General features: G+C 43.3%; 9 protein-coding genes. All 9 read left to right on the top strand.

What is annotated here, in order from left to right; genetic code table 11:
- Positions 1-3: 3 nt before the first annotated feature.
- The 9 genes from ACYIA1_RS12295 to ACYIA1_RS12255 all read left to right on the top strand — a co-directional run bounded on the left by ACYIA1_RS12295 (position 4) and on the right by ACYIA1_RS12255 (position 14,720).
- Positions 4-1,746 (top strand): RagB/SusD family nutrient uptake outer membrane protein, encoded by a 1,743-nt coding sequence (locus ACYIA1_RS12295; protein ID WP_005867182.1) that lies wholly within the window; start codon positions 4-6, stop codon positions 1,744-1,746.
- A gap of 55 nt (positions 1,747-1,801) precedes the next feature.
- Positions 1,802-3,667, top strand: a complete 1,866-nt coding sequence (locus tag ACYIA1_RS12290; protein ID WP_005867184.1) for an endonuclease/exonuclease/phosphatase family protein — start codon at positions 1,802-1,804, stop codon at positions 3,665-3,667.
- 134 nt (positions 3,668-3,801) lie between these two features.
- Positions 3,802-4,350 (top strand): RNA polymerase sigma-70 factor, encoded by a 549-nt coding sequence (locus ACYIA1_RS12285; protein ID WP_005867186.1) that lies wholly within the window; start codon positions 3,802-3,804, stop codon positions 4,348-4,350.
- An 80-nt stretch (positions 4,351-4,430) separates the two neighbouring features.
- Complete coding sequence (locus ACYIA1_RS12280; protein ID WP_005867187.1) at positions 4,431-5,432, top strand: FecR family protein; 1,002 nt, start codon at positions 4,431-4,433, stop codon at positions 5,430-5,432.
- Positions 5,433-5,598: 166 nt separating this feature from the next.
- Complete coding sequence (locus ACYIA1_RS12275; protein WP_048927507.1) at positions 5,599-8,949, top strand: TonB-dependent receptor; 3,351 nt, start codon at positions 5,599-5,601, stop codon at positions 8,947-8,949.
- Positions 8,950-8,953: 4 nt separating this feature from the next.
- Positions 8,954-10,513 (top strand): RagB/SusD family nutrient uptake outer membrane protein, encoded by a 1,560-nt coding sequence (locus ACYIA1_RS12270; protein WP_008773708.1) that lies wholly within the window; start codon positions 8,954-8,956, stop codon positions 10,511-10,513.
- Positions 10,514-10,536: 23 nt separating this feature from the next.
- Positions 10,537-11,943: a sulfatase family protein gene (locus ACYIA1_RS12265; RefSeq protein ID WP_122380120.1), complete on the top strand. Its 1,407-nt coding sequence runs from the start codon at positions 10,537-10,539 to the stop codon at positions 11,941-11,943.
- A 12-nt stretch (positions 11,944-11,955) separates the two neighbouring features.
- Positions 11,956-13,335, top strand: coding sequence for a sulfatase family protein (locus ACYIA1_RS12260; RefSeq protein WP_008773706.1), 1,380 nt, complete (start codon positions 11,956-11,958; stop codon positions 13,333-13,335).
- A 26-nt stretch (positions 13,336-13,361) separates the two neighbouring features.
- Complete coding sequence (locus ACYIA1_RS12255) at positions 13,362-14,720, top strand: sulfatase family protein (RefSeq protein ID WP_005867192.1); 1,359 nt, start codon at positions 13,362-13,364, stop codon at positions 14,718-14,720.
- Positions 14,721-14,807 lie beyond the last annotated feature (87 nt).

Genomic DNA, 14,807 nt, shown 5'->3' with positions numbered 1-14,807 from the left:
GAAATGAAGAGATTACTTTATATAATAACGATAGGGCTTAGCTTGACGGCTTGTGATATGGATAAGTATCCGTTAGATGCTGTTTCTCCAGATACCTTTTTTGATACGGAAAACGATTTGCGGCTTTATTCTAATTCTTTTTATGACGCATTGCCCAGTGCTAGTGATATTTATGGTGAGGCAGTAGATAATATTATCAAGATGGATTTGGCAGATGAAATCCGCGGGACTCGGATCGTACCGACTAATGATGGAGGGTGGACATGGGAGGAATTAAGGAATATAAATTTCTATTTGGATAACTCCTCCAAATGTGTAGATGAGGCCGCTAGACTTCGTTATGATGCTTTGGCCCGTTTTTTCAGAGCCTACTTCTATTTTGACAAGGTGAAACGTTTTGGCGATGTACCTTGGTATGAACATGCCCTAAATGATAAAGATGAGGAGAGCTTGATGATGTCGCGTACATCTCGTACGGAGGTACTGGATCATATTTTGGCCGATATTGATAATGCGATTGCCTTTTTGCCTGAGGAGAAAAAGGTTAATGAGGTTACGCATTGGACGGCTTTGGCGTTGAAGGCACGTATCTGTTTGTATGAGGGTACTTTCCGGAAATATCACGATGAGTTTAATTTGCCAGATTACGAGCGTTTTCTGAATGAGGCGGTGAGTGCTGCGGACGAGTTGATGACAAAGAGCGGGTATAAGATTTATAGTATGGGAAAACCGGAAAGCGATTATCTGAACTTTTTTGCTTCGCACGAGGCTATTAAGGATGAGGTGATCCTTGCTCGTGGATATAGCGATGAGTTCCAAGTGTATCATAATCTCAATTATTATACAATGACTGCCTCTTTCGGTCGTCCGGGTTTGGAGAAACGACTCGTAAACAGTTATTTGATGCGTGACGGAAAACGTTTTACGGATCAACCGGGCTATGATACGATGTTTTTTACGGAAGAGATGAAAGGTAGAGATCCTCGTTTAAGCCAGACGGTACGTACGCCGGGATATACCCGAATTGGGGAGAACGAAACTTTGGTGCAGGAGTTTGGATCAACCGTGACTGGATATCAGATGATTAAATTCGTGACGGAACGTAAGTGGGATACGAATAATAAGGATATAAATGATATGCCTTTGTTTCGTTTTGCGGAAGCTTTATTGATTTATGCGGAAGCAAAGGCTGAGCTAGGTACATTGACACAAGCCGATTTGGATAAGTCGGTTAAGCTGCTTAGAGATCGGGTAGATATGCCTTCTATCAATATGGCGGAGGCTAACGCAAACCCGGATCCTTATTTGGAAAAACAATATCCGCATGTAAACGGTGGCAACAAGGGGGTGATCTTGGAGATCCGTCGGGAGCGTAGGATTGAGCTGGTGATGGAGAGCTTCCGTTGGGATGATATGATGCGCTGGAAAGAGGGTGCTACTTTTACGGAGCAGTTTAAGGGTATGTATTTCCCGAATATCGGTCCTTTTGATTTGGATGGAGATGGCAATATTGATGTCTGTATCTATGAAAATGAGAAACCTGATTTAGGAGGAAAAGGAATCCAGTATCTGAAACTGAATAGTGATGTTACGTTGGAACATGGAAATCATGGATGTATTGTGGTGAATCCTCATATCAAGAAGACTTGGGATGAGAAAAAGGATTATCTATATCCGATACCTATCCAGGAACGTTTGCTGAATACGAATTTGACACAGAATCCGGGTTGGAATGATGGTATATGATTGGAGGAATGGAAAGCGGGTTGTATTTTTACAACTCGTTAAAAAAGGATATAATATGAAAAGGTCAGTAGTGTTTGCAGCCTGTTTATGGGTGAGTTGTTTGTTTACGTTAAGCGCGCAGAAAACGACCATTGAGTCAAAGGAGGAGAATTCTCTTCGTGTGATGTCTTATAATGTGCGGAATTGCCGGGGTATGGATGAAGTGGTGGATTATCAGCGTGTGGCGGATATCATGAACCGGGTAGATCCGGATGTGATAGCTGTGCAGGAGTTGGATAGTGCGTCGGTTCGGAGTAATGGTGTTTTCGCACTGAAAGAGTTGGCGGATCGTACTCGTATGTATTATACTTATGGGCCTTCGATCGATTACCAAGGAGGAAAGTATGGTATTGGCATCTTGTCGAAGGAGAAACCTTTGAGCTATTGGATGTTGCCCCTTCCCGGCAGGGAAGAGCGGCGTTTGTTGTTGGTGGCAGAGTTTAAGGAGTATGTGATGTGTTGTTCGCATTTTTCATTGACGAAGGAGGATCAGGTGCTATCGGTTCCGATTATTCTTGATGCGTTGAAAGATATACGTAAACCTTTGTTCTTGGCGGGAGATATGAACTCTATCCAAGGTTCTCCTACTCAAAATGCCTTGCAAGAGAAGTTTATGCCATTGAACAATTACAAGGATAACACGATTCCGGGCCAGAGTCCGAACCGGTGTATCGATTTTATTTATGGATTTGATAATGGAAATCAATATTCTGTCTTACGTCGTCAGGTGCTTTATGACGAACCGATCGCCTCGGATCATTTGCCTCTTTTCGTAGATGTGCGATTGAAAGCGGGTGTGGCTGATATTTTCCGGACAAAACCTTATTTGCAGAATCCGCTGTCGAATGGGATTACGGTCTCTTGGTTTACGAATGTGCCTGTACATAGCTGGGTGGAGTATGGTACGGATCGTAATTTGGGAGAACGTGCGGAGACGATCGTTGACGGACAGGTTATTTGCAACAACAAGCATCATAAGGTTCGCTTGACAGGTCTTAAACCGGGAGAAACTTATTATTATCGGGTATGTTCCCGTGAAATAACACTATATGAGGCTTATAAGAAAGAATTTGGCGAAACCGCTTATTCGGATATTTATTCATTTACGATACCTACTTCGGTGGAGACGGATTTTACGGCTTTGATATTTAATGACTTGCATAAGAAAAACGAGGTGTTAGACCTGTTGGCAGATCAAATAGAAGGGATTGATTACGATTTTGTAATGTTTAATGGGGATTGTATAGATGATCCTAGAAACGAATCGGAAGTAGTTCATTTTCTTTCTTATTTGAATAAGAAGGTCAAGGCGGAAAATGTTCCTGTTTTTTATTTGCGGGGAAATCATGAAATACGAAATGCTTACTCGATTCAGTTAAGAGAGCTTTTTGATTACGTTGGTGATAAAACATATGGAGCTTTCAACTGGGGGGATACTCGTTTCGTTATCTTGGACTGTGGTGAGGATAAACCCGATTCAACTTGGGTATATTATGACTTGAATGATTTTGCGGGTTTACGTATGGAGCAAGTTGGTTTTTTAAAGGCTGAGCTATCAGGAAAAGCCTATAAAAAAGCGGCGAAGAAGGTCTTGATACATCATATCCCTCTTTATGGTATGTCTGAGAAAAGCTATCTTCCTTGTTTGGACTTGTGGGGGGGCTTGCTGGCTAAAGCTCCGTTCGATGTAAGTATAAATGCGCATACACATCGTTTCGCTTATTGGCCAAAAGGTTCCGTAGGAAATAATTTCCCAGTTGTGATAGGAGGGGGGAATCGACCGGAGAATGCGACCGTCATGATCTTGTCGAAAAAAGGGAAAGTTATGACACTGAAAGCCTTGAATACAAAAGGGGAGACTTTGCAGATAATTAATCTGTAATTGTCTTGTACAAGATTGGTAGAAACACGTACGTTACTCATAGGGTATTATGTACGTGTTTTTTCTTCTCAATCTCAAACAAATCATTACTTTTGTAGCGAACATTTAGGTTGATAAACAAGGTGGATGGAGTAATGGATGACTTGATAGACGATTTGTTTATTTTGAGATTGATAAGGGCAGGTGACCGGCTGGCCTTTAAGCATTTGTTTGAGTTATATTTCGCTCCCTTATGCCGTTTCGTTCATTTATATATAAAGAAGCCGGAAGCGGCGGAAGATATCGTATTGGATATATTCACTGGTTTCTGGGAAAAACGGGAGACATTGCAAATTCAAGTAACCATAAAAGCCTATCTTTTTCAGTCCGCACGAAATAGGGCCTTAAACTATCTGAGAGACAACGAGCATTTTGTCCCGACAAATGATTTCTCATCCCTAGAACGCTTTGAGAACGATGATACCTTAGAAACACGAGAATTACAACGTTTGATTCAAGAGGCTATTTTATCTCTTCCCCCAAAGTGCCAAGACATTTTCAACAAGAGCCGCATGGAGAACTTATCCAATAAGGATATAGCCGATCAAATGAATATCGGCGTAAAAGCTGTTGAGGGACATATCTCGCGAGCCTTGAAACATATCCGGGCTTACTTGGGAGATGCCTATCATTATTTGTGGTGATATTCTCTTTTCAACAAAAATACTAAAAAGCATGTAGGGTTATCCTCTTTTGAAGTGTCATACTATAAAAATGATGCTTTATGAATAAAGATATACCATGGCGATTCATTATCTCTCATTTGAAAGGCGATGTGGATGAAAAGGAGGAGAAGCTGTTCTGCGAATGGCTTCAAGAGGAAAGGAATACGCTCCTGTTCCGGGAACTTGAATCATTGTGGCGAGAGATTAGGGAGGAGACTTCGACCTATACGCCAGATACTGATTATTATTGGAGGCAAATGGAAAGCCGGATGTTGCGGAAGGATGAAAAGCCGAAATCTGTGCCATTGTGGAAGTTTTGGATGGCGGTATCTGTAGCTACAGTGTTATTGGTGCTTTCGCTCACTTTTTCTTTTTTATATAACAAGACGGAATATTGGACGGACTCTTCCTGCAAATTGTCTTATTCCTCTTTAAGTGGTAAATCCAAGATTATATTGCCGGATAGTAGCGTGGTTTGGCTAAACTCGGGTTCCTCTTTGCGATATGCGGTGAACTTCTTTGAGAATCGTGAGGTGGATTTAAGCGGGGAAGCCTTATTTGATGTGACAAAAGATAGTCGACATCCTTTTGTCGTATCAACTTCCGGGGTGAAAGTGAGGGTACATGGAACCCGCTTTAACGTAAACTCTTACTCAAAGGAGGAAAATATCTTGGTTACACTTTTCCAAGGTTCTGTATCCTTAGAGGCCGGAGGGCAAGAGGCTTATCTGCATCCGGGCGAGCGAGCCTCCGTGAGCAAGAAATACAGAACTTTGGATATAACCTCAGCCGATATGTTCTATGACTCATTCTGGGCAAGCGAGAGTGTGAGGTTTGAGGCGAAATCATTACGATACATCACCCGCTATCTGGAGAAATGGTATAACGTGAAGATTGAGGTAGATCCTTCCATTCCGGATTCGCAAGCCTATACCTTTACAATCAAGGATGAATCGCTGGAAGTGATCTTGCGGATCATGTCCCGTATCAATCCGATTTCCTATATGTTCGATGGGAATGATCACGTAAAAATAACACATGTCGAACCTTCTAAAAAATAATGCCTATGAGATAAACCGGATAATATGCAAGAAAAAGGCTTAAGCAGAAACTTAAGCCTTCCGGGAGAAATCCCTGATTCAAATTAAAATCTATTTACAGCTTATCTCAAATTTGGCCGTTTGTGTAAAGCCGTAAAGATGTTAACTTTAAATATCATGCAAATATATGAAGAATAAAAGACAATTTATGAAAGGAAGAAACCGTTTATGTGCGATATTCTTTCTTCTATTCTTTTCTTTACGTTTGTTAGCCGGTGAGGTTGCAGGCAAGAAAATATCCGTTTCATTCTCGAATATACCGTTGAAGGAGGCGATCTTAAAAATAGAGGTTGCCAGTGGTTACACGTTCTTCTATGACGGTAATAAAATCGACTTGGGTCAGAAAGTAAGTTTGAGCGTATCCGACCAACCGATTGAGTCAGCCTTGCATTCTATGCTGAAGACCACGAAACTTACGTTTGAGATCACCAATAAGCAGATCGCCTTATTCAGTAAGCAGAATGCTGGTTCCCCGATGGGGAAAGCGCCTCATAAAATTACAGGTACGGTGGTGGATGCCTTAGGTAGTCCGATAATCGGGGCAAATGTGATGGTGAAGGGTACGAATAATGGTACAATTACCGATTTGGGTGGAAACTTCTTGATTGAGGCCTCGGAAAATGATGTCTTGCAGGTATCTTATATCGGTTATATGCCGCAGGATATCCCGGTTCAAGGAAATAAGGAAATAATAATCACTGTTCGTGAGGATACACAGGCTTTGGATGAGGTTGTGGTTGTTGGTTATGGAACTCAGAAGAAAGTAAATTTGACAGGTTCTGTTTCTTCAGTCAAATTTGATGAGGAATTGGCGAATCGTCCGATCACTGATGCTTCTCAAGCACTTTCCGGAAAGGTTTCCGGCGTGTGGATCAGCCAGAATTCGGGTAAGCCGGGAGATGATGGAGCGCAATTGAGAATTCGTGGCTGGGGTACATTGAATAATTCGGACCCGTTGGTGATTATTGACGGAGTAGAAGGGGTATTCAGCCAAGTAAACCCGAGTGACATCGAAAGTATCACAGTCTTGAAGGATGCGGCTAGTGCGGCTATTTACGGATCAAAGGCCGCTAACGGTGTCGTTTTGGTTACGACGAAGATGGGAAAGAACAATGAGAAAACCCAAGTAGAGTTGAACTCTTACGTCGGAATGCAGCAGATCGGACGTCATTTTGATTTAGTGACGAATAGCGCCGAGCATATGACTATGGCGAATCAAGCTTTGGTGAATGGGGGAGAGAACCCTCTTTTCTCGGAAACATTGATCTCTAATTTCGCAAACGGAACAGATCCTTATAAATATCCGAATACGGATTGGTATGATTCTCTTTATCGGAATGCTTTAATAACAGGGCATAATTTATCCATTCGCGGTGGATCGGAGAAACTATCTTCCTTCTTGTCTTTGAACTATTTGAGTCAGGAAGGTATTTTGATGAACTCTAAGGCGGAGCGGTTCGGTATCCGGGCAAATGTGGAGTATAAAGTGAATTCATGGTTGAGAGTTGGCGCTCGTTTGAATTATACTCGTAGGAATTCCCAAGAGCCTTTTGATTTGTTCCGTGTATTCGAACAGCAACAAGGCGCGGCTCCTTTCATCGCTCCATATACCCGGGATGGCCGTTTCGGTTCAGTAGAGGCGATTAAGGATGATGGCACTTTATTGTATACGACTTATCAGCCGGTTATAGACGCTTCGAACGGGGCGACTAAAACATCCAAGGATTATATGGCTGTAAATGCTTTCGCTACCGTGGATTTTACGAAAGACTTGAACTTACAAGTAACATGGGCCTCTAATGGCAATTGGAAAATGGTTGATAAATATAATGAGACCCTTTATGGATATACGGATTCTGGCATAGAGACGATACCGAAAAATTACAATCGTGATGGTATTGTGTTGAGTAGAGAGCAAGTATCGACCATGCGTAATAATTTCCAAGCGACATTAAACTATAGCAAGCGATTTGCGGATAAGCATTATGTTGCCGCTATCCTTGGTACCCAATTGGAGAATTACAGTATAAAGAACGTATTTGCCCGAAGAACCAACCCACCCAAAGAAGGATTAACCCAAGTGGACGCGGGAACGGAAGGTATCAAGGGAGAGGGAAATTTTGAAGGTCTACGCATGGCATCTTATTTTGGTCGATTGAATTATGCCTTTGCGGATAAATATTTATTTGAGATGAATCTCCGTGCCGATGCCTCCTCTCGTTTTAAACGGGGAAATCGCTGGGGTGTTTTTCCGGGTTTCTCTGCAGGATGGCGTTTGAGTGAAGAGGCGTTTATTAAGAACCTGAATCTGTTTTCTAATTTGAAACTACGTGCGTCATGGGGACAATTAGGTAATCAAACCATTGAAGGATATTGGCCTTATTTAACAGTGATCTCCCAAAATTATGACTTGAGTTATAATTATGGAGGTTCATTGGCTCCGGGTGCTGCCGTAACCGCTTTGGTGGATGAGGATATTACTTGGGAAACTACTTCTTCCTTGGATATTGGCGTGGATTTGGGCTTCTTAGGTAATAAGTTGAATATTGAAGCTGATTACTTCAATAAAAAGACAACCGATATTATCGTTCAATTGCCAATACCAAATGTATTAGGGGATAAGACCGCACCGTTTGAGAATGTGGGCGAAATGAAAAATAATGGTTTTGAGTTAGTCGTGAATTATGATAATCTTGAGACGAGCAGAGATCGCCTTGGATTTAACGTAGGACTAAACTTTACGTATATCGATAATAAAGTAACGAAATTTCAAGGAGGAAACTCTCCGGACCAGCTTTATTTGATTCGTGAGGGATATCCGTATAAGGCTTTGTATGGCTATAAAGCGGTTGGCATCTATCAATCGGACGAAGAAGCCGCTCAACATATGCATAGCAATGGGCTTAAGCCGGAAATGGGAAATCTGAAATACGAGGATGTTAATAACGATGGAAAATTAGACTATCAAGATAAACAAGTACTTGGTAATACGATTCCTAAAATTACGTATGGACTTACTGCCGGCTTACGCTATAAAGGGTTTGACTTAAATATCTTATTCCAAGGTTTGGGACAGGCGAATGCGTTTACGAAGAGCGGCATGACCCGTATGCAATACGAATGGCTGACTATTTCTGATAAATGGCGGGATGCGTGGAGCCCAGAGAATCCGGACTCAAATATACCGATGCTTCGGTTTGACTCTTCATGGGACACGTATGACTCCTCATTTTGGGTGCATCGTATCGATTTCTTGAAATTGAAGAACTTACAATTAGGTTATGCGTTCCCTGAATGGATTACCTCAAAGCTAAAAATGCAACGGTTGTACGTATATGCGAATGCCCAGAACCTGTTTACGATTATGTGGAAAAAAGGGTATGAAGGATATGATCCGGAAAGAAATACGTTTGATTCGGGTACCAATTATTACCCGACTCCGAGAATATTTACATTTGGTATAAATCTTAATTTCTAAAAGTATGAAACAGTTATTAGCATATTGCTTATCAATTATACTATGTGTCTCTTTCACGGGATGTATGGAGAATTATTTGGATTTGTATCCTGAGGATAAGATTACTTCGGCGAGTTTCCCGGAAAATGAATCGGATATCAAACTCCTTTTAAATGGTGTCTATGCTCAATTGAGGGAAAAAGAGGTTTATAATCAAGGCTTGTTTGGCTTTGGCATAACGGATGGAGCTACCCCTAACGCATTTAACTGGGGAACGGATGAGGTTTTTAATAAGCTGGGTGCCGGGCGATTGAGCTCTAGTGACGGAGGAGTCGTAACGTATCGTTGGAAAAGATGTTACGAGATAATCTCCCGGGCAAACTATTTGTTGGCCTGCATGGATTTAGTGGATTTGTCGGAAGAAGCGAAAGCCAAATATTCAGGTGAGACTCATTTTCTACGGGGACTGGCTTATTCCGTGCTAGCGGAAACCTATGGTGGGGTACCTATTATATTGACGGATATATCCACGGAAGAAGCTCGTAGCTTGAAGCGGGCGAGTTTGGAGGAGACTTGGCAACAAGCGCTGGATGATTATGAGGTTGCGATCACCAATCTGGGAGTGGATGCTCCCGAGCCGGGGCGTGCTACCAAGGGGGCGGCTTTAGGTATGAAAATGCGAGCCTACTTATACCAAGGTAAATACAAGGAGGTTCTGTCTTGTGTCGAGCAAATTGATGCGTTGAAGAAATATGGTCTATTCCATAGTTATGAGGGTTTGTTTGATCCGGCGAATGAGAACAATAAGGAAGTATTGTTTGATATCCAATATATTGAAGGCGAGAATTCGCAAGGTTCCTATATTGACCAGTATTGCGGAACGGGTACCGGAAGTTGGACCCGTGGAAGCCGTTATGTCCCTACGGATGATTTGGTAGCGGCTTATGAGACGATCGACGGCTCTCCTGTAGATCCCGAGAATCCTTATGAGAACCGGGATCCTCGTTTAGGTTTCACGGCTGTACTTCCGGGTTCTTATTTCTTGGGCTATCGTTTCCCTAATTACCTGTATCCGGGAGGTGCGTTTAATCATGCCGGTAATCGGTTGAAACATTTAAGTACCCGTAAATATCGGATTCAGGATGAGTCAAAGCTTCCTCCTTCCGGGCAGTCTTATATCAATGATATCATACTGAGATATGCGGATGTCTTATTGTCAAAAGCGGAGGCGATTATAGAGACGAATGGAAGTGTAGCGGATGCGATCGCTATCCTCAACCGGATCCGTACGGAAAGGGATGACGTTAAGATCTCTTTGCTGCCGACATCTATGAGCCGTGAAGAGGCTCGTGAGAAAGTAAGGCATGAGAGACGGATTGAGTTAGCGTTGGAAGGCCGTTATTGGTCAGACGTGAAACGTTGGAAAATCGGGAAGACGCTTTATCCTATGATTATAAAAGATCATGAAGGAAGCGTGATCGAGACGAAGTTCCCGAATGGATATCTGGAATATTACGATTTACTGCCTATTCCTGATAGCGAGCGCTCTTTGAATCCGAATTTGGATCAGAACCCGGGTTGGTAATGTTCAACTAAAAGAAGGATGAAATGAAATTTATATCTAAACTAATATCTGTATTAGCTTTTTCCGGAGCGGCCGTGGCTACTCAAGCGGCGGAAAGGCCAAATGTGATCATCGTATTTATCGATGATTTCGGATATGGGGATTTAGGTTGTTACGGGAGTACGAAGCATCGTACTCCCCATATCGACCAGATGGCTAAAGAGGGAATACGACTGACCGATTTCTATGTGGGTTCGAGCGTGAGCACACCTTCCAGATCGGCTTTATTGACAGGGTGTTATCCAAGGCGAGTCTCCATGCATGTAAATGCGGACCCTACACCTTTGATGTCCAAAGGGAGGCAAGTGCTATTTCCAGCTTCGCATAAAGGCTTGAATCCCGGTGAGATAACGATCGCCGAGTTGATGAAGGAGCAGGGGTATGCGACGGCTTGTATCGGGAAATGGCATCTAGGGGATCAATTGCCATTTCTTCCTACCCGGCAGGGTTTCGACTATTATTATGGTATTCCTTATAGTAACGATATGGATCGTACGTATTGTCCGTTACCCTTGATGGAACAGGAGGAGGTAATAGTGGCTCCTGTCGGTCATGATTCCTTGACGATTCGTTATACCAATAAGACTGTGGAGTTTATAAAGTCTCATAAGGAATCACCGTTCTTTATTTATTTGTGCCATAATATGACTCATAATCCGTTAGCGGCTTCTCCCGCTTTCAAGGGAAAGTCTCAGAACGGACTCTATGGAGATGCGACCGAGGAATTGGATTGGTCGATGGGAGTCTTGCTTGAGACTTTAAAGGAGGAAGGATTGGATCAAAATACCTTGGTTATCTTTACTTCCGATAATGGTGCGGATGAACACTTCGGTGGTACGAACCGTCCGTTGAGAGGCCAAAAGGGTACGACGTATGAAGGTGGGTTCAGGGTGCCTTGTATAATGAGATGGCCCGCTAAAATACCGGCGGGACAGGAAACTGATAATCTGGTGACTTCGATGGATTTCTTACCGACATTGGCGCATTATTGCGGTTATGCGGTTCCTTCCGACCGGGTGATAGATGGGCATAATGTGTCTGGAATCTTGGAGGGAGAATCGATGGCATCGCCCACGGAGACTTTCTATTATTACCAGAAACAACAATTACAGGCGGTACGTTGGGGAAACTGGAAGTATCATTTACCTTTGAAGGAACGTATCAAAGGCCCTCACTTCCCGGAAACGGAAGTCGGTGAAGCTCGTTTATATAATTTGGCGAATGATTTGTCGGAAACAACCAATGTCATCGATAAACATCCCGAAGTAGTGACGAAGATGAATCAATGGATCGAACAGGTTCGTAGTGATATGGGAGATTGGGGATATGAAGGCCGGAACCAGCGTCCTGCCGGTATTATAGATGAACCTTTTCCCCGTTTACTTAAATAAAAAGATACGCATATGAAAACACTGAAATCATTGTCTGTTTTAACAGCGGCGGTATTATCGAACAGCTTGAGTTTGAACGCTGCCTCGGATGCGGCCAATAAGCCTAATTTTGTAATCATATTCTGTGACGATATGGGATATGGGGATTTGAGTTGCTATGGGAATCCCACGATCCGCACACCGAATATAGACCGTATGGCTTGTGAAGGAATGAAGCTGACCCAGTTTTATGTGGGGGCCGGAGTCTCTACACCAAGTCGGGCCGCGTTAATGACCGGACGTTTGCCGGTTCGAAATGGATTGTATGGAGATCGGGTAGCCGTACTTTTCCCTAACTCAAAGGCTGGGTTAGGACAAGATGAGGTCACGATCGCCAAAGTTTTACAACAAAACGGGTATGCGACCGGCTGTGTAGGCAAATGGCATTTAGGTGCGTTTTCTCCCTATTTACCGACGGATCATGGTTTTGATACCTATTTCGGCATACCTTATTCCAATGATATGAGCCCTGTTCAGAATAAAGGCGCGCATGCCCGGAATTTTCCATCGACTCCATTGATATTGGATGGTAAGCAAATCGAATCGGAACCGGATCAGGGAGAATTAACCCGTCGCTATACGGAGAAAGCGGTATCGTTCATCAAGGATCATTCAAAGGAACCTTTCTTCCTTTATTTCGCTCATACCTTCCCGCATATCCCATTGTACACGAATGCCCGTTTCGAGGGAACGAGCAAACGAGGCCTGTACGGAGATGTGGTTGAGGAAATAGACTGGAGCGTTGGGGAGGTGTTGAAGGCTCTGCGTGAAAATGGCTTGGACGAGAATACGTTTGTTATTTTTACCAGCGATAACGGCCCTTGGCTGACGGAGCATGAGAATGGTGGTTCCGCAGGTCCGTTGAAGGATGGCAAGGGTACTTGGTGGGAAGGTGGCTTCCGGGTTCCGGCCATTTGTTGGATGCCGGGAAAAATCAATCCGGCGATCAACGATGAGATTATGACCTCGATGGATTTATATCCGACTTTCCTCTCGATGGCGGGTATCGAGCAACCGAAAGATCTTGTATTGGATGGCGTGAATCAAACCGGATTATTGTTTGAGGAAAAGCATTCCGCCCGTGATGAGGTTTATTATTGGTGGGGAAGCGAGTTGATGGCGATCCGTAAAGGGGAGTGGAAGTATTATTTTAAGACGATCAAGGACCAATATCTGCGAACCTGTAAGATCGAGACTCCGACTGAACCCTTGTTGTATAACGTGGAGACAGATATCTCGGAGAGGTTCAACCAGGCGGAGAAACATCCGGAGATCGTAAAATTGCTGATTGAGGCCGGTGAGAAACATAAGAAAGGAATGAAGATCAAGCCTTCCGTATGTGATATGATGTAATGGGACATTTAAAAACACTAGATTAGATGAATAAATATATACTAACAGCGGCTTGCGGATTGGCTTTTTCCGCAGCTTCCGCACAAACAAAGGCTTTGCCGGATAGCCCGAATATCCTGCTGATTTTGGTGGATGATTTGGGATATGGCGATTTGTCCTGTCAAGGAGCCGCCAAGGACATTCAAACTCCACATATCGATAAATTATTAAATGAAGGAGTTCGTTTCACGAATTTCCATGCGAACTGTCCGGTCTCCTCTCCTAGTAGAGCCTCGTTATTAACCGGGCGTTATCCGGATATGGTAGGTGTACCGGGAGTCATTCGTACGCATAAAGAGGATAGTTGGGGGTATCTGTCGGAGGATGCCGTATTATTACCCCAGATGTTGAAGAAAAGAGGCTATCATAATGCGATGGTTGGAAAATGGAATCTAGGATTGGAGTCTCCGAATACCCCTACGGAAAGGGGTTTCGATTTCTACCGGGGATTTTTAGGGGATATGATGGATGATTATTATACCCATCGTCGTTTCGGGAATAATTATATGCGTGAGAACTTGAAAGAGATCGATCCACAAGGACATGCTACAGAGATTTTCTCTGATTGGGCGATCCGTTACCTGTCGGATATGAAGCAAAAACAAGAACCTTTCTTCTTGTATTTAGCTTATAATGCCCCACATACCCCGATACAACCTCCTCAGGAATGGCTGGAAAAGGTGAAAAAGCGTGAACCGTCACTTCCTGAGAAGCGTGCTAAGATTGTCGCCTTGATTGAGCATTTGGATTATAACGTCGGACGTGTGTATGAGGCCTTGGAACAGAATGGCCAGTTGGAGAATACGATCATTATATTTACCTCTGATAATGGAGGGCAGGACGATGCGGGTGCGAATAACGGCCCGTTCAGAGGCGCGAAGCAGGATATGTATGAGGGAGGGATCCGGGTAGCCGGAGGTATTTATTGGAAGAACCAGATCCGTCCGGCGGTACGTGATAATTTCGTCATGCTTTCGGATATGTTTCCGACCTTATGCGATCTGACAGCCGTGCCTGTATCGCATGAGATCGACGGTATCAGTATCTTGCCTCTTTTGCGGGGTGAGGAACAAGATACCGGAGATCGAATGGTGCATTGGGTACGAAGGGAAGGTAATTCCCGATATGGAGGTCAGGCATATTACGCATCTCAATACCGGGATTTCAAGATTTTACAAAATACTCCTTGGGAGCCTATCCAATTCTTTAATATAAAGGAAGATCCGAAGGAACAAAGTCCGATCGGGGAACGATCTTCGGATACGTATAAAAACTTGTTCAATGGCTTGATGGAGCATATCCGTCAGACGGGTATGATACCGTGGCAAGGCAAACGGTATAAGTGATTTTCCCATGTGATTTTTTAGAAGCACGTACATCGTTATTCATGGTGGTGTACGTGCTTTTTTGTATTTTTTTTATTGCTCTTAACT

Source organism: Parabacteroides sp. KHUB-02 (assembly GCF_056640955.1).
This window is presented reverse-complemented; position numbering and strand designations above follow the sequence as displayed.

Coding starts and splice junctions, on each gene's coding strand:
- ACYIA1_RS12295 (WP_005867182.1), top strand. CDS start 4: ATGAAGAGATTACTTTATATAATAACGATAGGGCTTAGCTTGACGGCT.
- ACYIA1_RS12290 (WP_005867184.1), top strand. CDS start 1,802: ATGAAAAGGTCAGTAGTGTTTGCAGCCTGTTTATGGGTGAGTTGTTTG.
- ACYIA1_RS12285 (WP_005867186.1), top strand. CDS start 3,802: ATGGATGACTTGATAGACGATTTGTTTATTTTGAGATTGATAAGGGCA.
- ACYIA1_RS12280 (WP_005867187.1), top strand. CDS start 4,431: ATGAATAAAGATATACCATGGCGATTCATTATCTCTCATTTGAAAGGC.
- ACYIA1_RS12275 (WP_048927507.1), top strand. CDS start 5,599: ATGAAGAATAAAAGACAATTTATGAAAGGAAGAAACCGTTTATGTGCG.
- ACYIA1_RS12270 (WP_008773708.1), top strand. CDS start 8,954: ATGAAACAGTTATTAGCATATTGCTTATCAATTATACTATGTGTCTCT.
- ACYIA1_RS12265 (WP_122380120.1), top strand. CDS start 10,537: ATGAAATTTATATCTAAACTAATATCTGTATTAGCTTTTTCCGGAGCG.
- ACYIA1_RS12260 (WP_008773706.1), top strand. CDS start 11,956: ATGAAAACACTGAAATCATTGTCTGTTTTAACAGCGGCGGTATTATCG.
- ACYIA1_RS12255 (WP_005867192.1), top strand. CDS start 13,362: ATGAATAAATATATACTAACAGCGGCTTGCGGATTGGCTTTTTCCGCA.